The 26,332-nt window shown below is 64.9% G+C and carries 28 protein-coding genes; 14 read left to right on the top strand and 14 right to left on the bottom strand.

The window, feature by feature from the left end:
* The first annotated feature begins 49 nt into the window (after positions 1 to 49).
* The 5 genes from ACOJB8_RS08770 (at position 50) to ACOJB8_RS08750 (ending at position 3,279) form a co-directional block, all read left to right on the top strand.
* Positions 50 to 484, top strand: a complete 435-nt coding sequence (locus ACOJB8_RS08770; protein WP_368727548.1) for an Hsp20/alpha crystallin family protein — start codon at positions 50 to 52, stop codon at positions 482 to 484.
* A gap of 155 nt (positions 485 to 639) precedes the next feature.
* The gene (locus ACOJB8_RS08765; RefSeq protein WP_368727547.1) at positions 640 to 1,473 is read left to right on the top strand and encodes a universal stress protein; all 834 of its coding nucleotides are present in this window, start codon (positions 640 to 642) and stop codon (positions 1,471 to 1,473) included.
* Positions 1,474 to 1,520: 47 nt separating this feature from the next.
* Positions 1,521 to 2,498: a universal stress protein gene (locus ACOJB8_RS08760; protein ID WP_368727546.1), complete on the top strand. Its 978-nt coding sequence runs from the start codon at positions 1,521 to 1,523 to the stop codon at positions 2,496 to 2,498.
* Positions 2,499 to 2,616: 118 nt separating this feature from the next.
* On the top strand, positions 2,617 to 2,856 hold the full coding sequence (locus ACOJB8_RS08755; protein WP_475012118.1) for a UDP-glucose 4-epimerase: 240 nt from the start codon (positions 2,617 to 2,619) through the stop codon (positions 2,854 to 2,856).
* 72 nt (positions 2,857 to 2,928) lie between these two features.
* Entirely contained in the window at positions 2,929 to 3,279 is a 351-nt protein-coding gene (locus tag ACOJB8_RS08750; protein ID WP_368727544.1) for a hypothetical protein, read from the top strand.
* A 25-nt stretch (positions 3,280 to 3,304) separates the two neighbouring features.
* Here ACOJB8_RS08750 and ACOJB8_RS08745 read toward each other — a convergent pair whose 3' ends face one another.
* The 7 genes from ACOJB8_RS08745 to ACOJB8_RS08715 all read right to left on the bottom strand — a co-directional run bounded on the left by ACOJB8_RS08745 (position 3,305) and on the right by ACOJB8_RS08715 (position 9,923).
* The gene (locus ACOJB8_RS08745; protein ID WP_368727543.1) at positions 3,305 to 3,673 is read right to left on the bottom strand and encodes a DUF3564 family protein; all 369 of its coding nucleotides are present in this window, start codon (positions 3,671 to 3,673) and stop codon (positions 3,305 to 3,307) included.
* A gap of 41 nt (positions 3,674 to 3,714) precedes the next feature.
* On the bottom strand, positions 3,715 to 4,110 hold the full coding sequence (locus ACOJB8_RS08740; RefSeq protein ID WP_368727542.1) for a c-type cytochrome: 396 nt from the start codon (positions 4,108 to 4,110) through the stop codon (positions 3,715 to 3,717).
* 119 nt (positions 4,111 to 4,229) lie between these two features.
* A complete protein-coding gene (locus tag ACOJB8_RS08735) occupies positions 4,230 to 4,988 on the bottom strand; it encodes a helix-turn-helix domain-containing protein (protein WP_368727541.1) in 759 nt (252 codons plus the stop codon).
* Between the two features lie 13 nt (positions 4,989 to 5,001).
* Complete coding sequence (locus tag ACOJB8_RS08730; RefSeq protein WP_368727540.1) at positions 5,002 to 5,409, bottom strand: response regulator transcription factor; 408 nt, start codon at positions 5,407 to 5,409, stop codon at positions 5,002 to 5,004.
* A 125-nt stretch (positions 5,410 to 5,534) separates the two neighbouring features.
* Entirely contained in the window at positions 5,535 to 6,188 is a 654-nt protein-coding gene (locus tag ACOJB8_RS08725; RefSeq protein WP_368727539.1) for a response regulator, read from the bottom strand.
* Entirely contained in the window at positions 6,185 to 8,269 is a 2,085-nt protein-coding gene (locus tag ACOJB8_RS08720) for a PAS domain S-box protein (protein ID WP_475012116.1), read from the bottom strand. Before ACOJB8_RS08720 ends, ACOJB8_RS08725 begins: the two co-directional genes overlap by 4 nt.
* Before the next feature lie 214 nt (positions 8,270 to 8,483).
* The gene (locus ACOJB8_RS08715; RefSeq protein ID WP_368727537.1) at positions 8,484 to 9,923 is read right to left on the bottom strand and encodes an MBL fold metallo-hydrolase RNA specificity domain-containing protein; all 1,440 of its coding nucleotides are present in this window, start codon (positions 9,921 to 9,923) and stop codon (positions 8,484 to 8,486) included.
* A 481-nt stretch (positions 9,924 to 10,404) separates the two neighbouring features.
* On the opposite strand from ACOJB8_RS08715, the gene ACOJB8_RS08710 reads away from it, so the two are divergent.
* The gene (locus tag ACOJB8_RS08710; RefSeq protein WP_368727536.1) at positions 10,405 to 10,605 is read left to right on the top strand and encodes a hypothetical protein; all 201 of its coding nucleotides are present in this window, start codon (positions 10,405 to 10,407) and stop codon (positions 10,603 to 10,605) included.
* Positions 10,606 to 10,622: 17 nt separating this feature from the next.
* Here the strand turns inward: ACOJB8_RS08710 and ACOJB8_RS08705 are convergent, their stop codons facing one another.
* From ACOJB8_RS08705 to ACOJB8_RS08690, 4 genes are all read right to left on the bottom strand, one after another.
* The gene (locus tag ACOJB8_RS08705; RefSeq protein ID WP_368727535.1) at positions 10,623 to 11,747 is read right to left on the bottom strand and encodes a PAS domain S-box protein; all 1,125 of its coding nucleotides are present in this window, start codon (positions 11,745 to 11,747) and stop codon (positions 10,623 to 10,625) included.
* Positions 11,748 to 11,904: 157 nt separating this feature from the next.
* On the bottom strand, positions 11,905 to 12,930 hold the full coding sequence (locus ACOJB8_RS08700) for an Acg family FMN-binding oxidoreductase (RefSeq protein ID WP_368727534.1): 1,026 nt from the start codon (positions 12,928 to 12,930) through the stop codon (positions 11,905 to 11,907).
* A 43-nt stretch (positions 12,931 to 12,973) separates the two neighbouring features.
* Complete coding sequence (locus ACOJB8_RS08695) at positions 12,974 to 13,780, bottom strand: universal stress protein (RefSeq protein WP_475012114.1); 807 nt, start codon at positions 13,778 to 13,780, stop codon at positions 12,974 to 12,976.
* A 67-nt stretch (positions 13,781 to 13,847) separates the two neighbouring features.
* Positions 13,848 to 14,885, bottom strand: coding sequence for a universal stress protein (locus tag ACOJB8_RS08690; protein WP_368727532.1), 1,038 nt, complete (start codon positions 14,883 to 14,885; stop codon positions 13,848 to 13,850).
* Between the two features lie 17 nt (positions 14,886 to 14,902).
* Between ACOJB8_RS08690 and ACOJB8_RS08685 the strand changes: the two genes are divergently transcribed.
* Positions 14,903 to 15,649, top strand: coding sequence for a beta-ketoacyl-ACP reductase (locus tag ACOJB8_RS08685; protein ID WP_368727689.1), 747 nt, complete (start codon positions 14,903 to 14,905; stop codon positions 15,647 to 15,649).
* 55 nt (positions 15,650 to 15,704) lie between these two features.
* Here the strand turns inward: ACOJB8_RS08685 and ACOJB8_RS08680 are convergent, their stop codons facing one another.
* Entirely contained in the window at positions 15,705 to 15,932 is a 228-nt protein-coding gene (locus tag ACOJB8_RS08680) for a hypothetical protein (RefSeq protein WP_475012112.1), read from the bottom strand.
* Between the two features lie 152 nt (positions 15,933 to 16,084).
* Between ACOJB8_RS08680 and ACOJB8_RS08675 the strand changes: the two genes are divergently transcribed.
* Positions 16,085 to 17,029 (top strand): 1-phosphofructokinase family hexose kinase, encoded by a 945-nt coding sequence (locus ACOJB8_RS08675; RefSeq protein ID WP_368727530.1) that lies wholly within the window; start codon positions 16,085 to 16,087, stop codon positions 17,027 to 17,029.
* A gap of 67 nt (positions 17,030 to 17,096) precedes the next feature.
* Here ACOJB8_RS08675 and ACOJB8_RS08670 read toward each other — a convergent pair whose 3' ends face one another.
* The gene (locus tag ACOJB8_RS08670) at positions 17,097 to 17,939 is read right to left on the bottom strand and encodes a universal stress protein (protein ID WP_368727529.1); all 843 of its coding nucleotides are present in this window, start codon (positions 17,937 to 17,939) and stop codon (positions 17,097 to 17,099) included.
* Between the two features lie 199 nt (positions 17,940 to 18,138).
* Between ACOJB8_RS08670 and ACOJB8_RS08665 the strand changes: the two genes are divergently transcribed.
* The 6 genes from ACOJB8_RS08665 (at position 18,139) to ftsH (ending at position 25,152) form a co-directional block, all read left to right on the top strand.
* Positions 18,139 to 19,275 carry an ABC transporter permease gene (locus ACOJB8_RS08665; RefSeq protein WP_368727688.1) on the top strand — a complete coding sequence of 379 codons (1,137 nt, stop codon included), beginning with the start codon at positions 18,139 to 18,141 and terminating at the stop codon, positions 19,273 to 19,275.
* A gap of 4 nt (positions 19,276 to 19,279) precedes the next feature.
* Complete coding sequence (locus ACOJB8_RS08660; RefSeq protein ID WP_321924723.1) at positions 19,280 to 19,981, top strand: ABC transporter ATP-binding protein; 702 nt, start codon at positions 19,280 to 19,282, stop codon at positions 19,979 to 19,981.
* Positions 19,978 to 21,063, top strand: a complete 1,086-nt coding sequence (locus tag ACOJB8_RS08655) for an HlyD family secretion protein (protein WP_368727528.1) — start codon at positions 19,978 to 19,980, stop codon at positions 21,061 to 21,063. The genes ACOJB8_RS08660 and ACOJB8_RS08655 overlap by 4 nt, the downstream gene beginning before the upstream one ends.
* Positions 21,041 to 22,561, top strand: a complete 1,521-nt coding sequence (locus ACOJB8_RS08650; protein WP_368727527.1) for an efflux transporter outer membrane subunit — start codon at positions 21,041 to 21,043, stop codon at positions 22,559 to 22,561. The genes ACOJB8_RS08655 and ACOJB8_RS08650 overlap by 23 nt, the downstream gene beginning before the upstream one ends.
* A gap of 118 nt (positions 22,562 to 22,679) precedes the next feature.
* Entirely contained in the window at positions 22,680 to 23,138 is a 459-nt protein-coding gene (locus ACOJB8_RS08645; protein WP_321924725.1) for a universal stress protein, read from the top strand.
* Positions 23,139 to 23,172: 34 nt separating this feature from the next.
* Positions 23,173 to 25,152, top strand: coding sequence for an ATP-dependent zinc metalloprotease FtsH (gene ftsH / locus ACOJB8_RS08640; protein ID WP_368727526.1), 1,980 nt, complete (start codon positions 23,173 to 23,175; stop codon positions 25,150 to 25,152).
* Here the strand turns inward: ftsH and ACOJB8_RS08635 are convergent.
* On the bottom strand, positions 25,131 to 26,273 hold the full coding sequence (locus ACOJB8_RS08635; protein WP_475012110.1) for a sigma-70 family RNA polymerase sigma factor: 1,143 nt from the start codon (positions 26,271 to 26,273) through the stop codon (positions 25,131 to 25,133). The genes ftsH and ACOJB8_RS08635 overlap by 22 nt on opposite strands.
* Positions 26,274 to 26,332 lie beyond the last annotated feature (59 nt).

Here is a 26,332-nt window from a genome sequence, read left to right as displayed (position 1 = left end):
GACTCAACGCAGGGTTCGTGCGCCGCGATGGCCTAAAGGAGGCAATGCAATGAGCAATCTGACACGTTATGACCCGTTTTCCATGGAGCCTGTTTCGGACCTCTTCCAGGGGCTGTTCCGGCCGATGCGCGGCATGCTCGCCGCCGAGGAAACCGAACTTTCGAGCATGAAGCTCGACGTCACGGAGACCGAGAAGGCCTACACGGTGAAGGCTGAGTTGCCGGGCGTGGACAAGAAGGACATCGACGTAAAAATCGACGGGAATGTGGTTTCGATTCACGCGAAGGTCGACCGCAAGACAGAGCAGAAAGACGGCGAGCGCGTGATTCGTCGCGAACGTTATAGCGGCTCTTTCGCGCGCACGTTCTCGCTCACGAGCGATATCGACGAGAGCAGCGCCAATGCGCAGTATCAGGACGGCGTGCTTTCGCTCACGCTGCCGAAAAAGGCGCCCGCCGAACAGAAGCGGCTGCAGATCGAGTGAGCGCCTGAGTCTTCAGGAGGGGGAGATGGCGCGTCGGAACCGCGTGCGAAAACCCGGCGCGCGCCGTTTCGGCGCAGGGGCATTGGCTCCGCGCCGTCTTTTTTGGTGCGCCAGGCGCGCGACAGCGCAGACGCAGCAACGGAGGGAGCCGAAAAATGATACGACTGACTGCCGCTGCCGCCGCGATGCAGCACGTTGCGCCTTATTCGCGTCTCTTCGTCGTCTTTACCGGGATGGAGCGCGTGGCTGCGCTACTCGACTACGTGGCGGGCTGGGCCGCACGTGGCGCACAGGTGCGGCTCGCCGGGCTTGCTCCGGCGGCTGCGCTTGCCGATACGGACCTGCGGGCCGCGCAGCACTTTTCCAACCGGATCACGCTGGCCGCAACACTAGATGCGTCCCGAGAAATACTGGCGCTGCGCGGCATCGAAGCGCACTGTGAATTTCTCGCCGCCGGCCCGGACAGCACGGCGCGCAGCGAGGCACTTGTGCGCGCCGTACGCGACTGGAAGCCAGACCTCGCGATCGGTGCGCCGGCGAACCCGGTCGAGCTAGTCGGGAAAACGGACTGCCCGGTGCTTTTGCTGCCCACGCCGACCGCGCGCTACTGCACCGCGCCGCCGCGGCGTATTTTCGTAGCGAGCGACGCGAGCGCGGCCTCGGCTTGCGCCGTAAGGGAAGCGGCAAGGCTGGCAACGGCGGCCACGGCGGTGAGAGTGGGGTATCTCGCATGTGATCCCGCGGATGCTCAGCATCCCGAAGATTTCGATGCGGCCATCCTCGAGCCCCAGCACGATGGTGAATCGACTGCTCGCGCGATCATCCAGGCGGCGTTGCTCTGGCGGGCCGATTTGCTGGTGGTCGGCACGCGCGGCGGCCATGAAGGAGGCAGATGGCGCTACGCAAGCGTTGCCGCCGATGTCGCGCGGCATACGGTGCTGCCGCTGCTCCTCGTGCCGCAGTCGTCCAGAGCGGCGATGCTGAGCTAATTGCGTTGCGCCCAAGTGGCCTTCGCGCAGATGAACCGGATACGCACATGAAACTCCCGTCCAAACCATTCCGGCGAGTCGTTGTCACTGCCGAAGGCGGAAGCGGCCTCGTTTCGCTGGCGGCGTTCGCCTCGCGCTTCGCAAGCCGCAATGCGCCGATGCGGCTCGTCGAACTCATCCCAGATCCTGGCACTCTGTTCCCTGCGCTCAAGTTTGGGTTGCCTGAGCGCGCGGACACGCACGCGGCGATGCGCCGCCGGGCGGAACTCAATTTACGCGTCGCCGCGAGCACATTGGCGGCCGCGAGGCGCGAACCGGACCTGCAACTGCTCGATCTCGCGGCTTTGCACACGCGCGCGCCGTCCGCTCTTGCGCGCGCAACCGAATCTTTCGGCGCCGATCTCGTGGCACTCGCTGCGCACCATCCGGGGCAACACTGGGCTTGCCGGCTCGACCCGGAGGAGATCGCATGCGCGACGCACCGCACGTTGCTCTATGTGCCCACGCAGCTGCTCGCTGTGGACGATCCCCCGCTTGCCCGCGCGCTGATTGCTGTCGATGGAAGCGCGGGCGCGTACGCTGCGCTGGAACTCGCGATTGGCTGCCTGCCGGAGGAAGTGGAGTTGAAGGTGATTTACGTCGTCGACCGTGCGATGCCTGTGCGAGAGCCGCGGCTGCGGCAGCTGCTCGACGCCGACTGCGCCGCTGCGCTGGAACGCGCCGAGGCGCTCATCGGGGCCGCCAGCGCGCGGGTCTCGCTGGAGGCAATCGCGACGCACGAGCAACTCGACGACGTTGCCAGTGCGATGCTGCGCGAAGCGCGTGGCTGGGCCGCCGATCTCCTCGTTATCGGCTTGTGGGGACGGCGCCGCCGCGCCCAAGCGACGCTGCCCGGCAGCGTTGCGTCGCACGTCCTGCGCGACGCCCTCTGTCCTGTTCTCGTTGCCGTACCATCGAAGTCTTTGACGGACAAGGCAGCCGCGACAGCACCATCAGTTCGCGCCACGGTGAGCGGCACAAGCTAGGTTGATGTGTATCAATTGGCACCGGGCGCCGGACCTTATGCTGAATTGAACTGCAGACCGCTCGCTGCACCACTCACGGTTACGCCTGCGTCCACGACGCTTCAAGGAGATTGGACTCATGCCACTCAATGGCCATATCGATTCGGACGCCTGGAGCGTCCAGGCTGTCACGTGGCCGGCGCCGCACGGTGGGTTCAGTTGCGAGGTTAGCGTTTCGCACGGCTCGCAAGCGAAGGGTTTCAGCCACGCCTTCGCGCATCACCGCGTCTTCGAGAGCGAAAGGGAGGCGGTGCTGGATGGGCTGCGAGAAGGCATGGTGTGGATCAACCTGAAAATCCAGAACGCGTTCGAAGTGTAGTAGTCAAGCGTGGTCGACGGCGATAACGTGCCTTCGGCCCGCAACGATGCCGTTTTTTGAAGGGGCATAGTGATGGGACTCGGGATGCAAATTGTCTATCTGGGCTTCCCCGGTTCGTCCGCCCTCGAGGCGGAAGCCGGAGTCCAGTTGTTACGCCTCGAACGGTTCAGCAGCGTGCTGTCGGGCTGTCATCTCGCGATCGAGCAACTGCACCCTTTGCCGCCCGGCAATCGGCCGCCGGCCTACGACGTTCGTCTCGATCTCGTTTCGACCTCGCGGGAGCTGGCGCCGCTTGGGCACTGCGAGGGCGACGATCCCATAGCGGCCATGCGTGCGGCATTCGACGCGGCAGAACGCCGTCTGGGTTCCGACGCGGCCTCGAACGCCCACTACCAGCGCGCCGCCACGCAGCGCGATCACTAGTTCGAGCGACGACGGGCAAAGCCCGTCAAGCCTCGTCGGCGAAGAGTCCATCCTCAGGGTGCGGCAAGCTCTCATCGATGCATTGCACCTGCCAACGCCCTTCGAGTGGTTCGGCGTTGACCGAGGACAGCCATTGCGCACGCGCGCCTTCGCCTTCGAATGGGCCGTCCGCCGCCGCCAGGTAAAGCCCTTCGAGCAGGCAAACGTCGCGCAGATTTTCGCCCGCGAGCAGGACGGTGCCGCCCGGCGTGCAGCGGTATCGCCCCCACTCCGGCACGCTCACGCCTGCGTGCCCCTCGCGCGACCATTTCTGCGATTCGGTGTCGATCCAGACGATCGCGTATGCACTGGGATCGAGCCGGTCGAAATTGTCGAGATGAACGGTGACGCGCATGGCGATGCCCCTTCGCTAGGTTACGGAGAACGATGTTGCGATTACTGGCGCAGGACCCACTGAACGAGCGTCTGCGCATCCTGGGCCGATAACGGTCCGCCGCGATCTTCTGGCAGAGGCATCGACATATCGCCCCAGTGCGCCTTGCCGCCGTGCCTGAGCTTGTCTTCGAGCAGGATGTTGGCGTTGGGCTTGTCGCGATAGCGCTCGGCGATCTGGTGAAACGAGGGGGCGAGAAAAGGTGCGTCCGACGTATGACAGAACATGCAGTGCTGCTGATCGACGAGTTCGGTGGGCTCGGCAAGCTGTGCGTGGGCAGCCAAGGCGTGCAACGCGACAGCGCTTACGGCTAGCGCGCGAAACGCGACTTTGGCTGAGCCCCCGTGGAAGACCGGACCTCTCGGGAAACGAGCGAGCAGATTGGCTATACGTGGCATCGATAGTCTCCTCGAATGCGGCCGGCACACGGAAGGCGGCTGGCCAGATTCATGATGTCATCGGCGCTCGCCGTCCCGTTGATATGAATCAAGCGACTCCGGCGCGTGCATCTGTCGCGTCACACACGCTCCAGCCCCTCCAGATCGACGATCCGGATCTGCTTGCCGTTCGCCTCGACGAGGCCGTCACGCTGAAAGCGCGAAAACATCCGGCTGACGGTTTCGAGTTTCATGCCAAGAAAGCAGCCAATTTCTTCGCGGCTCATCTTCAGGTTGAATTGCGCGCCCGAGTAGCCGCGCCTCTGGAAGCGCGCCGCTAGATCGATCAGGAACGCAGCGAGGCGCTGTTCGGCGGTCATCGTACCGAGCAGCATCATCAGGCTGGATTCGCGCACGATTTCACCGCTCATGAGCTGATAGAGATGCCGTTGCATGCGCCGGCTCTCGCGGCAGAACATTTCGAGCTGACCGAACGGCATGATGCAAACCGTGCTGTCTTCAAGCGCAATGGCGTCGCAGCTGTGCGTGCCCGAGCAGACGCCGTCGAGACCGAGTGGCTCGCCCGGAATCTGGAAGCCCGTGACCTGTTCGCGCCCGTCGCGATGCAGGACCACTGTCTTGAACGAGCCCGTGCGAACGGCGTAAAGACTCTGAAATGCATCGCGCGCACGAAACAGCGTTTCGCCTTTGTGGACGTTGCGCGTCGTGAGGACCACGTTGTCGAGCTGCTGAAGTTCGCTCGATGTTAGGTCTGGCGGCATGCAAACCGCCCGCAGCGAACAGGTGGAGCAGCGCGTAGGTGGCTGCAGCGGCACGACGGGCCAGCGAGGGGCCGGCGGCTTGGACAGTGAGGGATCGCAGACAGGCTCGGCATACATGATCGTCTCCAGTTCAGCGCGCGGGGGTGACGCGCTGTCTCGCTAACGCTTCAATGGCTTCGCAGGCGGCTTCGAACTCGGACGTCTTGTCGAAGAAGTAATCGGCTCCCGCTCTTTGGCATGCTGCGCGAAACGGTGCGCCGGAGTGATTCGTCAGCACCACCGTCACGACCAAGGGTTGCTCGCGTCCAAGCAGGGTGAGTAATTCGATGCCGCTGCCGCTCGCGAGCCTTAGGTCGACCACCGCGACGTCCGCACCGCTTTGCGCGATGCCGGTCAGGGCGCTAGCCGCATCCTCGGCTTCGCCAATCACGGTCACATCAGGAATGGCCGACAGCGCTTCGGCGATTTTCCTACGCACCGCGGTCGCGTCCTCGACGAGGAAGACGTGCAGGCGCTGGTGGACAGGACTAGCTTTCATGTAGCCAGTATCGGCAACGCCGTCTCAAAAAAATATCGGCGGCGATGGAAAGTGACGTACGCGGAACGGAAGACGTGTAGGGCGATTCCTACAGTCATGCGGCAATCGGCCGCGACACTCGAGGCTCACGCCTCGTCTGGATCGTCGATGAGCTTGTGCCGCATCGCGTAGCGCACGAGCGCGGCTTCGTGCGGCATCTGCATCTTTTCGAGAATGCGCACCTTGTAGGTGCTGATAGTCTTCGCGCTCACGCAGAGTTCCTGCGCGATTTCGGTAATGGTCTGACCGGCCGCGATACGCCGGAATACCTCAAACTCCCGATCTGACAGTCTTTGGTGGGGGAGCGTGTCGGCGGGCTCGTTCAGGCTCTGGGCGAAGCGCTCGGCCATCGCCATGCTGACGTAGACGCCGCCGGCGGCGACTTTCGTCACGGCGCTGACCAGTTCCGTGCTCGCACACTCCTTGGTGAGGTAACCCGAAGCGCCCGCCTTGAAGGCACGCACCGCGTATTGCTGCTCGGCGTGCATGGTCAGCACAAGAATTCGCAACTCGGGCTTCTCGTCCTTGATCTGCTTGACGAGGTCCACGCCGCTGCGCCCTGGCATCGAGAGGTCCAGCACCAGGACCTGGGCGGGGTGTTCACGCACGAGCGCGAGCGTGGTCGTGCTGTCACAGCCTTCGCCGACGATTTCGAAGTGGATATCGCGCGCACTTTCGAGAATGCGGCGCAGTCCGTCACGCATGAGCGCATGGTCGTCGGCAATGATCACTTTGGTCATGATGCGGCCTCTTCGGGGAGGAGAGCATGAAGTGCGAACGTGATCGTCATGGCAAAACCCTTGCCAGGCGCGGTATCGATTGAAACGGTGCCGTCCAGCATGCGGGCGCGCTCGCGAATGCCGATGAGGCCAAACGATTTGTCCCGCAAGGCGTCGCGCTGTCTGTCGGCAGGGTCGCCGGTCGCGCCGAGGCCGTCGTCGGCAATGCGCAGGACACAGAGTGGCCCGTCCACCTTCAGCGTAATCTCGACGAGATTCGCGTCGGCATGACGGGCGACATTGGTCAGCGCTTCCTGAACGATGCGAAAGAGTGCAGAGGAGGCGTCGTTCGAGAAGTTCGTGGCGTCCGCGTCCAGATCACTCTCGACGGCGATACCGTAGCGGTTCGTGAAGTCGTTCGCCAGCCACTCGATGGCCGGCACGAGGCCGAGGTCGTCCAGCATGACCGGCCGCAGGTCAGCCGCGATGCGCCGCAAGGACCCGACCGTCGAATCGATCAGGTTGCGCATGCCTGCGAGGCGCGCTGGGACGTCGGCGGCATCGTCCTCACCGAGCCGGTGCTCGAGGGCGGAAAGATCGATCTTGAGCGCGGTGAGCTGCTGGCCGAGGTCGTCGTGAAGCTCGCGCGCGATGCGTGTTTTTTCGGCCTCACGCACATTCTGCAAATTGGCCGACAGTTCCCGCAGTTCTTCGCGCGAACGCTTGAGCGCCTCTTCCGCGCGGACGCGTTCAGTGATGTCGCGTAGCATGACCGTGAAAAGCTTGCCCGAGTCGTCACGGATCTGCGAAATCGATGCCTCGATGGGAAACTCCTCGCCATTGGTTCGCAACCCGTGGAGCACCCGTTGCGGGCGTCCCATCTGGCGCTCGGTGACGCCGGTCTCGCCAAACTGTTCGACATGTTGCGCGTGTGCGGCCCGGAATCGCTCGGGAATGAAACGCGAGAGCGGCGAGCCGATCGCCTCCATGGCGGACAGGCCGAACACTTGTTCGGCGGCTGGATTGAAGATCACCACGCGCTGGGTCTCGTCGACGGTGACGATCGCTTCCATCGACGAGCGGATGATCCCCATCATGCGGGCTTCGTTGAGCCGCGCGTCGCCTGCGACCTTCGGTGGCGCCAGGTTTGCGCGCATGAGGCGTTGCGCGAGAAACGCGATCACGGCGGCCCCGAGCAGCCCCGCGAGCAGAATGGCCGTGGCGCAGGCGGCTGCGCCCGTAAGCAGCGGACTTGCGTCGGCACTGACGTCGAGCGCGAGCGTTGCCCCGCCAAACACGAGCGAATCGCTACGCCGGAACCGCTGACCGGGCAACACCTCGTCTTCTTCGCCGCGCCCACTCGTGTAGAGGTGCAAGGCAGGAGTACCGATCCGTGCGCTGATCGCAAGCCCAGGATCGGCGGCAACGAGCGGTGCGAAGAGCCGCTGTGCGTCCAGCACGGCAACCGCAAAGCCGATGACCTTCTGCGCATTGCCTTGTGTATCGGGTGCCGTCTCGTACACGGGCAGCCAGAGCGTGAGAAGCGGTGGCGCATTGGCAATTTCCGGCACCGCCGCGAGCGCTGCGTTGCCGGTTTCGGCAGCGTAGCGGCGCGCGGCACGTGTCGCGACGGTCTCCGCGAATGCGTTTGCGGGGACAGTGGCGCTCAGCCCTGCCCACTGCGTCGTGACGTCGCCGCTTTCGGCTGCGCCCGCCAACGGGCCGGCGTGGGGAGTCACATAACCGAGCGCGGTGATCGCCGAACGGGAGTTGTTCAGATCGATCGCTGACACGAAGTGCTTCCAGGCTGCCGGATCGGGGCCAGGCGATTGCTCGAGCACGGCGCGTGCGCCGCGCAAGATAGCCTCGTTGGCGACCAGCGCCTGCGTCAGTGTTTCGTGTAGCGCCGCCGCGCGCCGTGTGAACCGCTGTTCCGCCGCCGCTTGCCACTGTCGCGTAACAAACGTTGCAACGACGCCGGCCAGCGCGAAGGCCACGACGAATGCCAGCACGGCCGAGACGACGGGATCGCGCAGGCGCGCGACAATTGCGGGCCCCGCGCCTTGTCCAGCGCGCATGTGCCGGTCAGCGCCCGCGCTCATGACGTTTATCCGGGGCGCAATACTTGCGCGAGATCGATGCGTAGGCCGTTCGCATATGAAGTGTCGACTTCAATGGGAGGGACGACGTTATCCCGTGTGAGGGATGCATGCCCATTTTATGAGCCACTCGAAACGGTGTCCCAAAAAAATTTGGCGCGCGTCCGCCAGGCTCGCGCGGGAGGCGCCGCCTCCCGTTTCGCGTTCAGGCAGCCTTTCAGGGCTCCGCGCCTGCCGACGGCGCGGGCGCCAGCTCATCCGCAGCGCACGGTGCGCAGGGATCGGGCCGCACGGCTTCCTCGGCGAGTTCGAAGGACTGCCCGTATTCCGGCACGCAGCAATCCCAGTGCAGCGTCTCCACAATGCGCCGCCGCAAGGCATCCGCCGCTGCGGGCTCGCCGTGTGTGACGAACGTATGAACAGGCGGGCACGTCATGCCGGCGAGCCAGCGCAGGGTTTCCCGGTAATCGCTATGCGCAGACAGAGACGTGATCGAGGACACCTCGGCGCGCACGCGCACATAGTCGCCGTGCAGCTTGATGGCTGGCGCGTGAGCCTCGAGCGCTGCGCCGCGCGTGCCGGGCGCCTGGTAGCCGACGAGCGCAATCGTGTTACGCGGGTCTGAAGCATACAGGCTCAGGTGATGCAAAATCCGGCCGCCGGTGGCCATGCCGCTGCCGGCGATGATGACCATGGGGCCGTTGCGTCCGGCAATGGCCTTCGACTCGTCCACCGTTCGGGCCATGAACGCCGCATGATCGATGGCGTGGACCTGCGAGAGCGTTAGCCGATGATCGCTCATGTGACGCCGGTAGAGGTCGGTCACGCTGATCGCCATCGGACTGTCCAGGTAGACCGGAACATTCGCCATACGGCCCGACTGTTTCAATCGCGCGATGTAGTAAAGGACCTCCTGTGCGCGTCCCACGGCGAAGCAGGGCATCACCACGATCCCGCCACGCGCAAACGTGCGCGAGAACATCTCCGCGAGCTCGTCCTCGGGGTTGGATGCGTCGTGCAGCCGGTCGCCGTAGGTCGATTCGACCACCAGGTAGTCCGCATGCACCGGCGGGGTTGGCGCACGCACGATCGGATCGTCGGGGCGCCCGAGGTCGCCCGAAAACGCAACGACCGTATGCCCGTTAGACAGCACAACGCTAGCCGCCCCAAGGATATGGCCGGCCGGCAGCAGCCGTAAAGTCAGGTGTTCGCCGAGCGTGACGGGCTCATAGAACGGACGCGGCGCGACGAGCCGCAGTGCCTGTTCGGCGTCTTCCAGCGTGTAAAGCGGCAGCGCGGGATGGTGTTTGGAGAAGTCGTGACGGTTCGCAAACGCCGCGTCCTCCTCCTGCAACCGGGCGCTGTCGCGCAGCATGATGCCGCACAGATCCGCAGTTCCCGGCGTGCAATAAACCGGACCGCGAAAACCGTTGCGCGCAAGGACTGGCAGATAGCCGCAGTGGTCGATATGGGCGTGCGTGAGGATGACGGCATCGAGCGAGTCGGCGGGAAAGGGCAACGGCTCCCAGTTGCGCAGGCGCAAGTTCTTGGTGCCCTGGAACAGCCCGCAGTCGATCAGTACCCGCTTGCTCCCAGCCTCCAGCAGGTAGCGCGACCCGGTGACCGTTTGCGCCGCGCCCAGAAACGTCAGCTTCATGATGCTCTCCTCGCGTCACGCGCGACGTGCGCGTCCGACATCGATTGGAGCGCGCGCCTGCGCGTCGGCTTTGACTTGAATCAGACGAAGGGGCATTGACCCGGACCCGTCTCGACTTGAGGTAGATCAATCGAAATGCGTCATTCGATTCATACATTGGAATCGGTGGGCCGCGGTCGCGGGCCGAAACACGGGCGGGGGGGCGGAGATGTCGAGCAGGTTGTCCTTCGGCGCGGCGCTGGGGCTGATGCTGTTGATTGCATCGCTTTTGGCGTGTACGACATACCGCGATACCGGCCGCGACGAAAACGTCGCCTTCCGTCGGTCCGAAATCGAGCTGGAAGCGCGACGCGAGCAGAGTGCGATCAAATGCGCAACGCCCGACGACTGCGCGCAAGCCTGGGCTCGCGCCAGAGCCTTCGTCCAACGGCACTCGCCCACGCCTGTCGAACGTGCGACTGACGACACGATCGAGACACGCATGCCGCATGAATTCGGCATCGCCTACTTCTGGGCGGTGCGCCAGCTGGCCGAAGATGGAACGACGACGATACGGCTCAAGGGCTTGTGCCGCGGCATGTATAGCACTGACAACGGACCTGGCTGGCTCTATGCGCGTTGCGCAGAGCAGCTCCTGCAGGCACAGCTCGCATTCGTGCGCGAAATGGGTAGCGTCAGATAATGTGGCGTGGATGTTTGCTACCGTCTAGTGCGCGCGAGCGCCGGATGAATGTCCACCGGTAAACGAATGTCCGCCGAAATCGTGACGCCCGCGCCGGGACGCCCCTCGACCGTTAGCAAGCCGCCGAGCTGCAAAATGCGCTCGCGCATGCCGATGAGCCCGAACGCTTCGGGACGCGACGCCGAGCGCGGGTCGAAGCCCACGCCGTCGTCGCTGATGCGAAGCCGGCGATGTTTCGCGTCGTTCTCGAGCTCGATAGTCACACGGTGCGCGTGAGCATGGCGTGCCACATTGGTCAGCGCTTCCTGGACGACGCGAAAGAGGGGGGGCGTAGCGAAGTCGCCGAGGTCAGGTTCCGAAACCTTCAGCCTGCACTGGACAGTCACGCCGTAGCGGCTCTGAAAGTCCTCTGCCAGCCATTCCAGCGCAGCCTGCAGTCCGAGATCGTCAAGCATGGTGGGACGCAGATCGGCGGCAATGCGCCGTACTGCCACAGCAAGCGCGTCGATCTGTGCGCCGATTTGCGCGATGGCTTCCAGTTCGGCATGCAATTGCGTCGGCAATGCAATCTCGAGTTCGGACCAGTGGATGCTGAGCGCCATTTTCAGTGCAGCGATGCGTTGCCCGAGATTGTCGTGCAACTCCCGGGCAATGCGCTTTTGCTCGTTTTCGCGCGCCTGCTGGTCGAGCGCCGACGCGGCATTAGCGCGCTCGAGTTCTTCGAGCCTGCGCCGCTCGGTCAAATCGCGCGTGATCTTTGCGAAGCCAAAGCGCGCGCCTTGGTCGTCGCGCACGGCGGTGATGACAACGTTCGCCCAGAAGCGGCTGCCGTCCTCGCGCACGCGCCAGCCCTCGTCTTCGATGTGCCCGTGCAGCGCGGCAGTCTCCAGCAGGTACGTGGGCTTGCCTGAGGCGATATCGTCCGGCGTATAGAGCACGGAGAAATGCCGGCCGACGATTTCATCCGAAGAATAGCCTTTGTTGCGCTGCGCGCCGGCATTCCAGTTCGAAACGCGCCCGCCAGGTTCGATCATGAAAATGGCGTAGTCGCGCACCGCGTCAATGAGAAGACGATACGGGTCTGCGATTGCAATATTGCTGTCGTTGCGTCCGACCCAGTTCGTAGGCCCAGCCGTTTGCATGAAACGCTCCGGATGATTTGCCGAGTCAGCGGGTATCGGACGCGGCCTGGCGCACCAGGCATGTCGCACCGATATGCCGCATGGTAGGGCAAATTCCTCGCCGCGTTCAGATCTATTGCAGGCCGAAGGATCTTGATGATTGGCTTGCGACGAGTACTTATGCTACGACATCGCTTAGCGGGCGGCGCGGCGACGGCGCGTCCGGCGTGCCGTGTCCGATGCGCAGCAAGAGCTGCGGGCAAGCGGATTTCGGCATGCCGAGCAGCGTACCCAGCTGCGCGCGTAGTTCGGCCACCTCGATGGGCTGGTTCAGATAGGAGGCGCACAGTCCGTGCAAGGTCAGCACGAGCAGCACCCGTTCGAGCGCCTCGCCCGCGGCAAGCCACGCCTGCGCATCGTCGACGCTCGTCGCGATGCACAGCAGCAGAGGCGATCCTGCCGCGAGCTCCCGGTGGGTCGCCGCCACGCCGCCCCCCACGTCGAATGTGCGGATCGCGGAGGCAACGAGCGGCGTTGCGAAGTCGAGCAGAGAATGGAGTCCGGCCGCATAGGCCGGCATGCCGTCGCCGGTGCGGCGCGGATGGATCCATTTCGCGAGTTCGCGGCGGAACCTGGGATCGGCGAACTGCCGCCGGTCGGCTTCGGCGATGACGTTGGCGATCGCCTCGCGCTTTCCGGCTTCGGTTGCACATGCAACGTCAACCCCCTCGGTGCGGGCCGCTTCGATCAGTTCGTGTTCGACGGCCGCTGCGACCGGCGCCGGAGAGAACGGGTGGCGTGTGGTGACCCGGAGCGAAATGGCATTGAGCAGCGGCACCAGTTCCGCGCCGACGGGCCGGTCGCGAAGCAGACGCACATCGGCGAGCAGATCGGGATCGAGGCTCGTTGGAAAGAGCGTGATGGCGTAGCCGATGCCGAGGCTCGCGAGCGCCACGCGCAGATTGAAGAGCGCCGCGCCGCAACTGATGATCAGTTCCCGATCGAACGGATCGACGACGGGCAGCGCCCGCAGACGGTCGGCGCACAGCAGGATCCGGTCGTGGGCGGGCACGAAGCGCCACGGCTGGCTGTTGTGGCTCGACGGGGCAAGCGTGGCGTGGCGCACGGCGTAACGCAACGCGTAGTCGTCGAGCTTGTCGAGCGGGGTGGCGCTGGCGGCAGAGTCGTGGGGCTTGTCGAGCATGGTGGTTTCCCGCCTCTTCGAAGGCGCGGTGCGCCAGGTGGAATCAGTGCGACATGAGGACCGGAACCGTCATCGCTTGCAGCAGCGTGCGCGTCACACCGCCGAGAACGGATTCATGGACACGCGAGTGCGCGTAAGCGCCTGCCACGATCAGGTCGGCGTGCAGGTCACTGGCGCGGCTGAGCAGCGCCGCTCCGGTCAGGACCGCGGGATCGCGTGCGCTTTCGTGGAACGATGCCTGCACGCCGTGCAGATCGAGCCACGCGGCAGCGTCGATAGTTTCGTTTTCGGCGCGTGTGCGCTGCGCGCCACGGTGCGAGGCGATCACTTCGATCGAGACAGACTGGGCGCGCTGCAATAAGGGAAGCGCGTCGGAGACGGCGCGCGCTGCTTCGCGGCCGCCGTTCCACGCGACCAGAATGTTCTGCGCGAATTCCGTCAAGGCGCCGGAATGCGGCACCACGACGGCAGGCCGCCCGGCTGTCATCAACAGATCCGTCACGAAGCCGCCGGCGCTCTGCGCGACCCAAACCTCGTCTTCTGGCTGGCCCAGTATGAGCAGGTCGGCATGGCGCGCGTGCATTGTCGCGATCGCGCTATCGCAAGGCTGCGGGGCGCGCCACTCGACAGAGCGGCCTGCCCGCTCCGCAGCGAGGAGAAAGTGTTCGTGCGTCCGCGCGAGGCGCGCCTCCGGTGTTGGCGCGCCGTCGGAAGTGTCCCGGTACGCATGCGACCAATACAGTCCGGTCAGATGCGCATCGAAGCGTTCCGCCAGATCGAGCGCGAGCGCGAGGCGCACCGCGCATCGTTCCGAGTCGTCGAGGTGGACGAGGAGGCTTTTGTAGCACATGGCGATTTTCCTTAAGCCTGAGCATGCGCGCCGGGCAACGCAGGCGCACGGTACGACAAATGCGCGCTCAATGCGACATCAACACCGGAACAGGCATCGACCCGAGAACGGTTTGCGTGACGCCGCCGAGGACGAGTTCTTTCCAGCGCGCGTGACCGTACGCCCCCATCACAAGCAGGTCGCTGCCCAGTTTGTCCACGCGCGAGAGCAGCGCATCGGCAACCGACACCGTGGGGGGCGTGTGCAACTGGGTGATTTCCGCGTCGACGCCGTGGCGCGCGAGGACGAGGGCGATGTCGGCGCCTGGTATGCGGCCTTCCCGCTCGGCATTGAGCGTGACGATCGTGGTATGCCCGGCAAGCTGCATGAAGGGCAGAGCGTCGTACAGTGCCCGCGTGGCGGACTGGCCTGCGTCCCACGCAACGACGATCCGTTCGCCCACAGTGGGAAACGTCCCGACATAGGGTGTCCACAGGACCGGTCGTCCCGCCGCCAGCGTCACCTGAACCTGCAGCCGGTTGCTCAGCGAAGCGTCCGGATCGTGTGGATCGCTTTGGCCAACCACGATGAGATCCGCAAACGGCGAGAGGGCAAGCAACTCTTGCTGGGCATGTTTCATGGCAGTACGCCAGGTGCCTTTGAGGTTCGTCTGGGAGAGCCCGTTAAGGAACTGGTGCTCGAGCGCGCGGCGTGTGTCTTCCCGGGTCCGCTCGCGATACCCCGTGTCGAAACTGACAGACCACGCGCTTTCGTGGTCTGTCGTGACCGGCGCAAATAGTGCGTTGAGATGGGCGCCATGCTGGCGCGCGACAAGCAACGCGAGATCGAGGCAGGCGCTTGCGCGCTCGCTGCCGTCCAGATGAACAAGAATGCTGCGGTACTCCATGATCGGCGCTCCACGATTGAGAAAACCGCGAAAACAAGGGTGGCGTGCGTTGAGTCTACGTCCCGGCGAGTGGTCACAATTGATTTGAGTCAACCCTTCGCGGATAGCGATGGTCTCCGGCGGGAAAGCATCCGATTGATGCATATCAATCGCGGGTGAACGGGCGTTTTTATAGTGGTGCGACAGTTCGATCGCGCCGATCCGCGGCCGATCACCCATCTGCGAGGAGAAGCATGATGCGCAAGGAACGGATTGCCTTTGTGAGCGGCGGAATGGGGGGGCTCGGCGCCGCCATCAGCCGGAAGCTGTACGACGCGGGCATGACTGTGGTGGTTTCCCATTCGGAGCAGAACGATCACGTGGCGACATGGCTGCACGGCGAACGCGAAGCGGGGCGCACGTTTCATGCGTTCGAACTCGACGTGGCCAGCTACGACTCGTGTGAGGAGTGCGCGCGAAGCGTGATCGCGGAGTTCGGCGGCGTCGATGTGCTCGTCAACAATGCCGGCATCACGCGCGATGCGAGCTTCATGAAGCTCTCGAAGCCCGAGTGGGATGCGGTGATGCACACGGATCTCGACAGCATGTTCAATCTCACGAAGCCATTCTTGCCGGGCATGTACGAACGTCGGTTTGGCCGCATCGTCAACATTGGTTCCGTGAACGGTTCGCGTGGGGCCTTCGGGCAGACGAACTACGCGGCCGCAAAGGCCGGCATTCATGGTTTTACGATGTCGCTCGCGCTCGAAGTTGCGAAACGTGGCGTGACGGTGAATACGGTATCGCCGGGCTACCTTGCCACTGCGATGGTGGAATCCGTGCCGCAGGACATCATGGATACGCGCATCCTGCCGCAGATTCCCGTTGGGCGTCTTGGGCGGCCGGAGGAGGTGGCTTCGCTGGTTGCGTACCTGTGCTCAGACGATGGCGCATTCGTGACCGGGGCCAATTTTGCCGTCAACGGTGGCATGCACATGGAGTAGGCGCGCGCCATCTGCGCTCCCTGAATCGCGAGGCGGCGCGCTGTGCCCGCTTCGCTCAGGGCGCGCCGGCTGCGACAAGGGCGTCGCGCAGTGCGGCAGCGAAGCGCTGGAACGCATGCAGCGAGCCCGCCACGCTCTGATATTTTTCGCGGCCTATCTGACCGTCGAGGGTGACGAGCAAGCCGGCGGTACGGGCGAGCGCGAGCAGGGTTTCGGGATCGTCGGCGACGCTGCCGTTCAGGAGCGAAGCGTCGGTCAGCGAGCGGATTTCGACGGTGGACATCTCAGCGCTCCTTGCATCGGATGGGGTACAGCGGTGCGGTGGTAGGTCTTCAGTATGTGACGCCGCCGGCCGCGTTCCAATGAGCGTGCGCTGAAATTGGCGTAAGCATTTTTCTTGGCGTGTAGGCCAATGCCTACGAAAAGGGGGCGAAGGTGGTCGAAATCGTGACGCTTACGCTGAACCCTGCCGTCGACGTCTCGACGGCAGTGGAGCGGGTTGTCGATACGCACAAGCTGCGTTGCGACGCCGCGCGCCGCTATCCGGGCGGCGGCGGCCTCAATGTGGCTCGCGTGATTCAGCGGCTCGACGGCCGGGAGGCGAATTGCCTGGCGCTCTACCTGGCGGGTGGCGCGTCGGGGAATCTGCTCGAACAGATGCTCACGGCCGAGCGCGTGCCTGGCCGCCGGCTGCGCATTGCGGGCGAGACGCGCGAAAACTTCTCGGTCACAGAGCGCTCGACCGGCCACGAATTCCGGTTCGTCCTCCCCGGGCCGCAAGTCAGCGCCGATGAGTGGTCGGCCACGCTCGCCGTGCTCGAAGCGCTCATGCCCGCGCCGCGCTATCTCGTGCTGAGCGGCAGCTTGCCGCCCGGATTGCCCGCCAAAGCCTACGCCGACCTGACTCGCTGGGCGCAGCTGCGCGGCACGCGCGTGGTGCTCGACACATCGGGCCTGCCGCTCAGGCTCGCACTCGAAGCGGGCGTCTATCTCGTGAAGCCTAGCCTTGCCGAACTGGCAGCACTGGCGGGGCAACCGCTGGCCGATGAGGCGGCGTGGCTGTCCGCTGCGCGGCAACTCGTCGAGGCGCATCGCGCGCAGATCGTTGCGTTGACGCTAGGGAAACGCGGCGCGCTGCTCGTCACATCGGACGAAACGATTCGCGTGCCAGCGCTGTCCGTGACCGTATCGAGCGCAACCGGCGCCGGCGACAGCTTTCTTGCAGGGCTGCTCGTCGCGCTGCGCCGCGGCGAGACTTTGCGGGACGCCGCGCGCCTCGCACAGGCGGCGGCCTCCGCGACCTTGCTGTCGAGCGGCACGGCGCTGTGTGACGCGGACGAGGTGACGCGGCTCTACGTCGGCACGCAAGAGGTGGCGTGACGCGGCAACGTTGCAGCGCCGCGTGAGCGCTGCGATCAGCCGCCTTTTGCGAAGGCGCGGCTGCGTGTCAATGTGAGAACAGCACAGGGACCGTCGCCGACTCGAGCAGTGCGCGTGTCACGCCGCCGAGCCATTGCTCCTTCCATTGCGGATGACTGTAGGCGCCGGCCACGACGAGGTCGCAGCCGCTCGTGGCAACCCACGAGAGCAGGGCGTCGCCGGCGGACTCGTCAGAATCGCTCACAGCTTCCGCAAAATCGACGTTCACCGCGTGTCTTGCCAGCATGATGTCGATTTCCTTGCCTTGGGCGCCCAGTGCAGCGGGCCGCAGCGAGCCGGAGGTGCGGATGCGCAGCACCGTCACACGCCCGGCGCGCTTCAGAAAAGGCATGGCGTCGTGCACGGCGCGGGCCGCCTCGCGGCTGCCGTCCCACGCGATCGCTACCGATTGGCCTGCTGGCCTCAAAGCACCGGCGTATGGCAGAACCAGCACCGGCCTGCCCGAAGTGAGCACCACGGATTCCAGAAAGCACTTGCGCAACGGCCGCGAATCGTCGTCGGGGCCGGTCTGACCAGCGATCACGAGGTCCGCGCGGCGGCTGTGCCGGATCATGGGCTGCTCGGCATAGTCGTCGAACGAAACCCACTCGCCGCCAAGCCCGGCGCCGCGCAGCGCTTGACGAAAAGCTTCCTCGGCCGCATCGCGCTGGCCGCGCCGCACATCGATCCAGTCGCCGTAATAGTGCGCGCAGCCCGCGATCGAAAAGTATTCCCGCGCCTCGGGCATGAAGGTCGTGTAGAGCCCGATGAGATGCGCGTCGAACGCCTTTGCGAGGTCCAGCGAAAAGCGTAGCCGCTGCTGGGCGCGGTCGCTCGGGTCGAGATTGGTGAGTACGGTCTTGTATGGCATGGCAACGTCTCCTCCGAGTGGCTTGAACCCGTCGAATACGGCTATTAGTCCCCCCGGCAGGCCTCGTTCATTTGACGCACGTCAACAGGATGCGGGCCGGCTGCCCGAGAATCGGCTCACGCTCATGCTGACATTCGGCGTGGCAGGTTTGACCTCCTTCTCGACCCAGGACCGCTCAATCATGGCTAAACGGCTCGTCTTGCCGGGTATCCTGCGCCTCGCATTCAAGCTGCTTGTGAACGACAGCGCCAAATTCACGGCGCTGCTGATCGGCACTACGTTCGCCGTGTTCCTGATGGTCGAGATGATGTCGATGTTCGCCGGCATTCTGAATCGCTCGTCGTCTACCGTCATCAACGTGGGCGCGAAGATCTGGGTCATGGATCCCGCGGTGCAGACGATTGCCAGCAGCATCGGCATGCCCGACTACGTGCTCGACGCCGTGCGCAGCATCGACGGCGTGAAGTACGCTGTGCCGCTTTACTCAGGCGTCGCGCTCGTCAAGCTGCGCGACGGCACATACCAGGCTACGACGGTCATCGGACTGGACGACACCACGCTCTATGGCTGGCCGCGCATGAAGCGCGGGCGCATCGAGGACATCTACGCGGAGAACGGCTTCATCGCCGTACAGGACGCCGAGTTCTACAAGCTCGGCAACCCCGCGCCCGGTACCGACTTCGAACTGAACGACCACCGCGCCGTCATTGTCGGAACCGCGACGGTGGCGAGCAGCGGACTCTTTGGCACCCCTACGCTTTACACGACGTACAGCCGCGCCATCCAGTACATCCCGTCCACGCGCTACACCACGTCGTACATCCTCGTCGAGCCGAAGTCGGAGCGCGACATCCCGCACATCAAGGCCGTGGTGGCGTCGCTTGGCTACATCGCCTACACGAAAGATGAGTTCATGCGCCGGATCGCCAACTTCTACAAGTACGAGACGAGTCTCGGCACCAACATTCTCCTGATGACGGCGATCAGCTTCGTCGTCGGGCTGTCGATTTCAGGGCAGACGTTCTACACCTTCATTCTCGAAAACCTCGAAAAATTCGGCGCACTCAAGGCGATCGGCGCGAAACGCCGGGAGCTCGTGGCGATGATCCTTTTCCAGGCCGCCTTTACGGCGCTCACGGGCTATGGTCTGGGCGTGGGGCTGTGTGCCGCTTCCATCTCGCTCGCGCGGCTGCGCATCCGCGATTACGCGGCGATGATCACGTACGGCAATCTCGCGCTGGCTTTCGCGATGGTCGTGGTGATCGCCGCGCTTTCGAGTTATCTCGGTGTGCGCCGCGTGCTGCGCATCGAGCCGTTCGACATCTTCCGGGGCTGAAGCGATGACGGATTCGATCGCTATCGAAGCACGCGCACTCGACAAATGGTTCGGCGAAGGCGCCGCACGCACGCAGGCGCTGCAAGGCGTTTCGATGCAGGCGCACTTCGGCGAAATGGTTCTGATCGTCGGGCCGTCGGGCAGCGGCAAGACCACGCTGCTCAGCGTCATCTCGGGCATTCTGCGGCCCGATGCCGGAACGGTTTCGATCGACGGCGTGGATCTGTGGGCGCAACCGGACGATAGCCTTGCCGATTTCCGGCTCAACCGCATCGGCTTCGTGTTTCAGGACTATCACCTGTTCCCGCGCCTCACCACGGCGGAGAATGTGGCGATTCCCCTGATCCTCAAGCGCCGGCCGTGGGAAGACGCGCTGGCCGAAGCCGCACGCTATCTCGAGGTGGTGGGTCTGGCCGGCCGTGCGGCGCTGCCGCCCGTGAAGCTCTCCGGTGGCGAGCAGCAGCGCGTGGCAATCGCGCGCGCGATCGTGAGTCAGCCCGACATTCTCGTGCTCGACGAGCCTACTGCGTCGCTCGACGGCGACACGGGGCGCAACATCATCGAATTCGTCAAGCATCAGGTGCTCAATGAGCGCCGCTGCATCGTGATCGTCACGCACGACGCCCGCATCTTCGAATACGCCGACCGCATCCTGCACATGGAGGACGGCAAGCTCAAAGGCATCGACGCGGGAGGTGCGCGATGAAGCATCGCATTTTGTTCGCCGCCGCGATTGCGGGCTTCGTTGCCAGCGCGATTGCCGCGTGGGTGTTCGGCATCCAGCAGCCGCCGCAGCCGCCGGTTTTCCAGCCGGCGGCCAACCCTTACGAGCACGGCGTGTACGCAACGGGCATCGTGGAGAGCGACCAGCCGGCCGGCGCGAACGTCAATATCTATCCCGACGTGGGAGGGGCTGTCACGCGCCTCGACGTGCACGACGGCGACCGTGTCAAAGCCGGCGACGTACTGCTGACCATCGATGATTCGGTGCAGCGCGCCAATGCCCAACAGCTTGCTGCCCAGGCTGACGCCGCGCAGGCGTTGCTCGAAGAACTGAAGGCGCAGCCGCGGCCGGAAATGCGCGACGTCGCCGATGCCCAGGTGAGCGCGGCGCAGGCGAACCTGAAGATGGCCGAGGACACCTACGAAAAGCAGAAACGGGCATGGGACATCGACCCGAAGGCCGTGAGCCGCGATGTGCTCGACAACGCGGAAAACGGCGTGCGGGTGGCGAGCGCGAACCTGGGTGTCGTCACGCGCCAGGACCGCCTCACGCGCGCGGGCGCGTGGGTCTATGACGTGCGCAACCAGGAGGGGCAGGTTGAGGCGCTGCGCAAGGCCGCCGTCTCCGCCGAAGCGCTGCTCGCTCACTATACGCTGCGCGCGCCGGCCGACGGCGTGGTGCTCGCGGTGAACACGGCGCAGGGCTCGTACCTTTCACAACAGGGCGTCTACGACACCTACACCCAGGGCATGGTCCCGGCGATTGTGCTCGGCACCGCGCCGGAGCGCCTGGCGGTGCGCTGCTACGTGGACGAAATCCTGATTGCACGGCTGCCGGAGCCGGCGCGGCTCAAGGCGCGCATGTCGGTGCGCGGGGCGAGCATCGATGCCGATCTCGAATTCGAGCGCATTCAGCCGTACGTCACGCCGAAGATCGAACTCTCCGACCAGCGCACCGAGCGCGTGGACCTGCGTGTGCTGCCGGTCATCTTTCGCGTCAAACCGAACGCGGGGCTCCATCTCTATCCCGGGCAGATCGTCGATGTCTACATATCCGCCCGCTGATACGGCGACTGCGCAGCTGCGTGGCCGCCCGCGCCTCGCGGCCGGCCGCTGCGGCTTGCTTTGCGTAGCGTTGCTCGCGGGCTGCGCGGTGGGGCCGGACTTCTCCCGGCCGCCTCTGCCGAAAGTCGATGCCTTCCTCCCCAGCGGCAGCCCGGCTGCGTTCACCGCTGCTGGAGCCTCGCAGACGCTTCGCGCGAATGTCAGCGTGCGCGACGACTGGTGGACGCAATTCGGCAGTGTCGCCATCGACAGCGCAGTGGATGACGCGCTCACCGACAACGCCACGCTCGTGCAGGCGCAAGCCTCGCTGCGCCGCGCCGAGGATCAGGTGCGCGCGGGGGCGGGCGTTTTCTATCCTCAGGTCAATGCCGAGGCGGGCGCGTCACGCGAGCGCTATTCCCCGCTGCACATGGGTTCGCAGGCGGCGCCCTCCATCTTCAATCTGTTCACGTTTTCCGCGTCGATCAGCTATGCCATCGACCTGTGGGGCGGCAACCGCCGCTACGTCGAGGGGCTCGCGGCCGAGCGCGATGCGCAGCGCTACGCGCTGGAGGCGGCGTGGCTGACCATCGAGTCGAACGTGGTCAACGCCATGATCGCGCGTGCGGCGTGGCGCGACGAGATCGACGCCACGCAGGAAATGATCGGCCTCGTCCACGAGCAGGTCCACATTGCCGAGGTACGCGCGCGAGCCGGTACCGCTGCTTACGCGGCGGTGCTCACACTGCAAAACGAGCAGGCCACGCTAGAGGCCACATTGCCGGTACTGGAGCAAAAGCGCGCACAGGCCGGCGACCTGCTGGCTTCGCTCACGGGTGCGTTGCCGGCCCAATGGACTGCGCCCGATCTTTCGCTGAGCGACGTCACGCTACCCGCGGATCTGCCGCAAACCGTGCCGTCGCATCTCGTGCGTCAGCGGCCCGATGTGCTACAGGCCGAAGCGCTGCTGCATGCGGCCAGCGCGCAGATTGGCGTGGCGACGGCGGCGATGTTGCCGAACATCACGCTTTCAGCCACTGGCGGGCTCACGGGCGCGTCGCCCGCGGCGATTGCGGAGCGTGCAGGGCAAACGTGGAGTCTCGCGGCGGATGTCGCGGCACCGCTTTTTCAGGGAGGGACGCTGTGGTACGGCCGCAAGGCCGCGCAGGAAGCCTATGCCGCCTCGCGCGCGCAGTATCGCCAAACGGTGCTGTCGGCCTTCGCCCAGGTCGCGGACGTCCTCTACGCGCTCGAATACGACGCGGGCGCACTCGACGCGCAGTCGCGCGCGCTCACGGCGGCGCAGGAGGCGCTACGCCTGCTGCGAGCCGACTATCGCGCCGGGACGGTGGACTATCTGCAGATTCTGGTCGCCGACGGCCAATTGCATCAGGCGCAGATCGCATGGCTCGAAGCAGCTGCACAGCGTTTGCAGGACACCGTGGCGTTGTATGCGGCATTGGGCGGCGGCTGGCACGACGAGCCAGCCCGCGGCGAGGACGCTGCGGCCGCGAACTGACGGCGACGCACGCCGCGCCCGCGTTACTTGATGCAAATCAAGCGCATAGCGCTGATCGATTCGAAGATAGAGGCGCACAAATCAGATCCGCAGGGCATTGGCTCAAAAGGAGATCCCTATGTACGAAAAGATCCTGGTCGCGTACGACGGCAGCGAAACATCCAGACTGGCGCTCGCCGAGGCGTTGAAGCTCGCGGCCCTGGCCGGCGCGCAACTGCACATCGTGCATGCGCTCGATATCCTGGCGCCCGTCGGCATTGGCATGGGCATGGCCTACGTGCCGGCTGACATCATGGAAACGTACCGCGAGGCCGCCATCCAGCAGCTCGACGAGGCCGGCGCCGAAGCGGTCGCGGCTGGAGTGCGCTGCGAGACAGAGTTGATCGAAGTGCGGGACATCAACGACACCGTGGCGCAATGCCTGCAGCGCTGCGCGTCGAGCCACGGCGCGCAGTTGGTGGTGCTCGGCACGCACGGCAGGCGCGGTTTCAAACGCGCATTGCTCGGCAGCGTGGCGGAGCAGTTCGTGCGCGTGGCGCCATGCCCGGTGCTCCTCGTTCGGGGTACGGGCGAATGACGCGCGACGTATAGCAAACGGGAGCGACCGGCGCATGGAGAAGAAGTCGGACATTGCCAGCATCGCAATATTCATCGGCGTACTGGTGCTGCTCGCCGCGCAAGTGCTTTGGTTTGCGCCGGCGGCGCCGGCCATCGCCTATAGCGATTTTCAGCGCCTGCTCGCCGCGCACGAGATCGACAACCTCGTGGTCACCCCCACGCGCATTAGCGGCGAATTGCGCTCGGAGCACGCGAAGGCGAGCCTTCCCGCCTCCGACGCCGCGGCTTTCACCGCCGACAAGCCTCCCTGGCCGTTCGCGACGATACGCGTTGCCGACGAGTCGCTGCCCGCGCTTCTCGTTGCCTCGGGCGTACGTTTTCGCGGCGCGCTCGACAGCAACTGGAGTGACCTGCTGCTCGCCTGGATTGCACCGCTGGTGGTCTGTGTATTCGCGTGGCAATTTCTCATGCGGCGCGGCGGCGGCGCGCGGGATTTCATGGGAATCGGCAGAAGCCGCGCGCGGATATACGTGCAGCAGGCAACTGGCGCGACCTTCAACGACATTGCGGGTATCGACGAAGCCAAGAAGGAACTTCAGCAGATCGTTTCGTTCCTTTGTCACCCGGAGCGTTATCGCCGCCTGGGGGGAAAGATTCCCAAAGGCATCCTGATCGTCGGCGCGCCGGGAACGGGCAAGACCTTGCTTGCCAAGGCGCTCGCAGGCGAGGCCGGAGTGCCGTTCTTTTCGATCAGCGGTTCGTCGTTCGTGGAAATGTTCGTGGGCGTGGGCGCGGCGCGCGTGCGCGATCTGTTCGAGCAGGCGCAGCAGCAGGCGCCGTGCATCGTCTTCATCGACGAACTCGACGCGCTCGGCAAGGTGCGCGGTGCGAATCCCGTTTCGGGCAACGACGAGCGCGAACAGACGCTCAATCAACTGCTCGTGGAGATGGACGGCTTCCAGCCCAATGCGGGCGTCATCCTGCTTGCCGCGACCAACCGGCCTGAGACGCTCGATCCCGCGTTGCTGCGGCCGGGGCGGTTCGATCGCCATATCGCCATCGATCGGCCAGACCTGAACGGCCGGCGACAGATTCTTTCGGTCCATGCTCGCGGCGTGCCACTGGCGCCCGACGTCGATCTAGAAGAACTCGCCGCGCGCACACCCGGTTGCGTGGGCGCCGATCTCACCAACATCGTGAACGAAGCGGCGCTCCATGCCGCGGAAGCGGATCGTGCGAACGTGGGTATGGCGGACTTTGAGGAAGCCATCGACCGTGCGCTGGCGGGCTCCGAGCGCAAGAGCCGCGTCATGAACGCGCAGGAGAAAGTGACCATTGCGTACCACGAGGCAGGCCACGCCCTCGTCGCCCAGAGCCGAACGCATTGTGACCCGGTGAAGAAGGTCTCGATGATCCCGCGTGGGGTGGCGGCGCTCGGCTACACGCAGCAGGTACCCACCGAGGACCGCTATGTGCTCAGGCGCAGCGAACTGCTGGATCGGCTTGACGTGCTGATCGGCGGCAGGGTGTCGGAGGAACTCGTGTTCGGTGACGTTTCCACCGGCGCGGAAAACGACCTGGAACGGGCAACGACGATGGCGTGGCACATGGTGGCCCGCTATGGCATGAGTGAACGCGTCGGCCTCGTCAACTGCGCCGACGACGGCTCGATGCCGCCTTCACGGCTGGCAGCCGAAGGGCCGCATCCGGGCGCGCGCACGGCTCAGCTCATCGACGATGAAGTGCGTAGGCTGCTGGCGCAATCCCATGAGCGCGTGACGCGCACGCTAGCCGACCAGCGCGCCGCGCTCGACCGGATCGCGAAGCGCCTGCTCGAGCGGGAAGTGATCGAGCACGACGAACTGCTTGCGCTGATCGCGGACTCCGAGTCTGCGGACACGAGGCGGACGGTTGTACAGCCCGCGGCGACAGCGCAATTGCAGCTTGAACCCAGCAGCACATCGGCCGCGACCGAACTCGCTGCGAAGCCGTCACGAGAAGCGCATCCGAGTCAGTGTTCGGCTTCGAGATAGTCGTGCGCGGCGCGCATGCGCTCTGACGCGCGCAATGCGTCTAGCGCCCGCTTTTCAATACGTCGCACCTGCTCGCGCGAGATGCCTGTGCTTTGGGCGATTTCCTCGTACGTTTGCGGCTCGCCATCGCCGATGCCGAAACGCAGACGCACGATGTTTGCCTCAGCGGGAGGCATCGCTTCGATGAGCGTCTTCACGAACTCACACATACGCGCGCGTGCGAGCGCTTCCATCAGCGTCGGCGCGTTGTCGGGAATGAGATCGATCAGTCCGGTTTCCCCGTCCGGCAGCACGATATCCAGCGAAGCTGGCTCGACGGGAAGCGCCAGCAGGCTGCGCACCTTAGGCTCGGCCATACCGAGGGTGGCAGCCACTTCTTCTGGGGAGGCGTCGCGCCCTGTCTGTTCGCGGATACGCTCGCGCGTACGCCAGACGCGCACGAACTCGTCGCTCACGTGGACGGGCAGGCGGATCGTGCGCGAGCGCTCGGCTATGGCGCGCGCCACGGCCTGACGCATCCACCACGTCGCATAAGTGGAAAATTTGAATCCGCGCCGGTACTCGAACTTCTCGATTGCGCGCATCAAGCCGAGACTGCCTTCCTGAACGAGATCGGCAAGGTCCATGCCGCGATTCTCGTAGCGGCGCGCGATGGAATACACGAGCCGCATATTGGCCTCGAACATCTTGCGCGTTGCCGACCGTAACCGGCGCAAGTCTGCGCTCATTTCGCAAAGGCGTTCGCTCGCTTCGACATCCACCGTTGCCTTGCCGGCGTGTGCGACGAACGCATCGCAGGCAGCCTCGATGGCGCCCGCGGGCCATTCATGGATCTCCTGCAGCGCCGCTGCCTCTGCGCGCTCGCCGGTTGCGAGAACGCCAATAGCCTCAGGGCAGGATTCGAGCACGTGCAGCAAGTCCTGGCGGCTTGATTCGATTTCACGCGCGAGGTCGATTTCCTGTTCTCGCGACAATAGCGGCACCGCCGTCATCCGCGCACGGAAGAGGCCGAGCGTGTCGTCGGCCACGCGAATATCCTGCGGGCCCGCATCGATTTCGAGCATAGGCTCGCCCCGCCCCTTGCGGGCGCGGGGTGGTGACTGATGGCGTTTCGTCTTCATGGCGCTGGCGGGTCCATCCGCATGGGTGAAACGCGAGCACCGGCTGCCCGCGCATTCCG

It is taken from the genome of Paraburkholderia sp. BR10141, assembly GCF_056155635.1.
Note: the sequence above shows the minus strand (reverse complement) of the source record. Positions and strands in the feature narration are given on the sequence as shown.

What these genes read in the sequence shown, in the direction of transcription:
- ACOJB8_RS08770 (WP_368727548.1), top strand. Translation starts at nt 50, where the DNA reads ATGAGCAATCTGACACGTTATGACCCGTTTTCCATGGAGCCTGTTTCG.
- ACOJB8_RS08765 (WP_368727547.1), top strand. Translation starts at nt 640, where the DNA reads ATGATACGACTGACTGCCGCTGCCGCCGCGATGCAGCACGTTGCGCCT.
- ACOJB8_RS08760 (WP_368727546.1), top strand. Translation starts at nt 1,521, where the DNA reads ATGAAACTCCCGTCCAAACCATTCCGGCGAGTCGTTGTCACTGCCGAA.
- ACOJB8_RS08755 (WP_475012118.1), top strand. Translation starts at nt 2,617, where the DNA reads ATGCCACTCAATGGCCATATCGATTCGGACGCCTGGAGCGTCCAGGCT.
- ACOJB8_RS08750 (WP_368727544.1), top strand. Translation starts at nt 2,929, where the DNA reads ATGGGACTCGGGATGCAAATTGTCTATCTGGGCTTCCCCGGTTCGTCC.
- ACOJB8_RS08745 (WP_368727543.1), bottom strand. Translation starts at nt 3,673, where the DNA reads ATGCGCGTCACCGTTCATCTCGACAATTTCGACCGGCTCGATCCCAGT.
- ACOJB8_RS08740 (WP_368727542.1), bottom strand. Translation starts at nt 4,110, where the DNA reads ATGCCACGTATAGCCAATCTGCTCGCTCGTTTCCCGAGAGGTCCGGTC.
- ACOJB8_RS08735 (WP_368727541.1), bottom strand. Translation starts at nt 4,988, where the DNA reads ATGTATGCCGAGCCTGTCTGCGATCCCTCACTGTCCAAGCCGCCGGCC.
- ACOJB8_RS08730 (WP_368727540.1), bottom strand. Translation starts at nt 5,409, where the DNA reads ATGAAAGCTAGTCCTGTCCACCAGCGCCTGCACGTCTTCCTCGTCGAG.
- ACOJB8_RS08725 (WP_368727539.1), bottom strand. Translation starts at nt 6,188, where the DNA reads ATGACCAAAGTGATCATTGCCGACGACCATGCGCTCATGCGTGACGGA.
- ACOJB8_RS08720 (WP_475012116.1), bottom strand. Translation starts at nt 8,269, where the DNA reads ATGAGCGCGGGCGCTGACCGGCACATGCGCGCTGGACAAGGCGCGGGG.
- ACOJB8_RS08715 (WP_368727537.1), bottom strand. Translation starts at nt 9,923, where the DNA reads ATGAAGCTGACGTTTCTGGGCGCGGCGCAAACGGTCACCGGGTCGCGC.
- ACOJB8_RS08710 (WP_368727536.1), top strand. Translation starts at nt 10,405, where the DNA reads ATGCCGCATGAATTCGGCATCGCCTACTTCTGGGCGGTGCGCCAGCTG.
- ACOJB8_RS08705 (WP_368727535.1), bottom strand. Translation starts at nt 11,747, where the DNA reads ATGCAAACGGCTGGGCCTACGAACTGGGTCGGACGCAACGACAGCAAT.
- ACOJB8_RS08700 (WP_368727534.1), bottom strand. Translation starts at nt 12,930, where the DNA reads ATGCTCGACAAGCCCCACGACTCTGCCGCCAGCGCCACCCCGCTCGAC.
- ACOJB8_RS08695 (WP_475012114.1), bottom strand. Translation starts at nt 13,780, where the DNA reads ATGTGCTACAAAAGCCTCCTCGTCCACCTCGACGACTCGGAACGATGC.
- ACOJB8_RS08690 (WP_368727532.1), bottom strand. Translation starts at nt 14,885, where the DNA reads ATGGGTGATCGGCCGCGGATCGGCGCGATCGAACTGTCGCACCACTAT.
- ACOJB8_RS08685 (WP_368727689.1), top strand. Translation starts at nt 14,903, where the DNA reads ATGCGCAAGGAACGGATTGCCTTTGTGAGCGGCGGAATGGGGGGGCTC.
- ACOJB8_RS08680 (WP_475012112.1), bottom strand. Translation starts at nt 15,932, where the DNA reads ATGTCCACCGTCGAAATCCGCTCGCTGACCGACGCTTCGCTCCTGAAC.
- ACOJB8_RS08670 (WP_368727529.1), bottom strand. Translation starts at nt 17,939, where the DNA reads ATGCCATACAAGACCGTACTCACCAATCTCGACCCGAGCGACCGCGCC.
- ACOJB8_RS08660 (WP_321924723.1), top strand. Translation starts at nt 19,280, where the DNA reads ATGACGGATTCGATCGCTATCGAAGCACGCGCACTCGACAAATGGTTC.
- ACOJB8_RS08655 (WP_368727528.1), top strand. Translation starts at nt 19,978, where the DNA reads ATGAAGCATCGCATTTTGTTCGCCGCCGCGATTGCGGGCTTCGTTGCC.
- ACOJB8_RS08650 (WP_368727527.1), top strand. Translation starts at nt 21,041, where the DNA reads ATGTCTACATATCCGCCCGCTGATACGGCGACTGCGCAGCTGCGTGGC.
- ACOJB8_RS08645 (WP_321924725.1), top strand. Translation starts at nt 22,680, where the DNA reads ATGTACGAAAAGATCCTGGTCGCGTACGACGGCAGCGAAACATCCAGA.
- ftsH (WP_368727526.1), top strand. Translation starts at nt 23,173, where the DNA reads ATGGAGAAGAAGTCGGACATTGCCAGCATCGCAATATTCATCGGCGTA.
- ACOJB8_RS08635 (WP_475012110.1), bottom strand. Translation starts at nt 26,273, where the DNA reads ATGAAGACGAAACGCCATCAGTCACCACCCCGCGCCCGCAAGGGGCGG.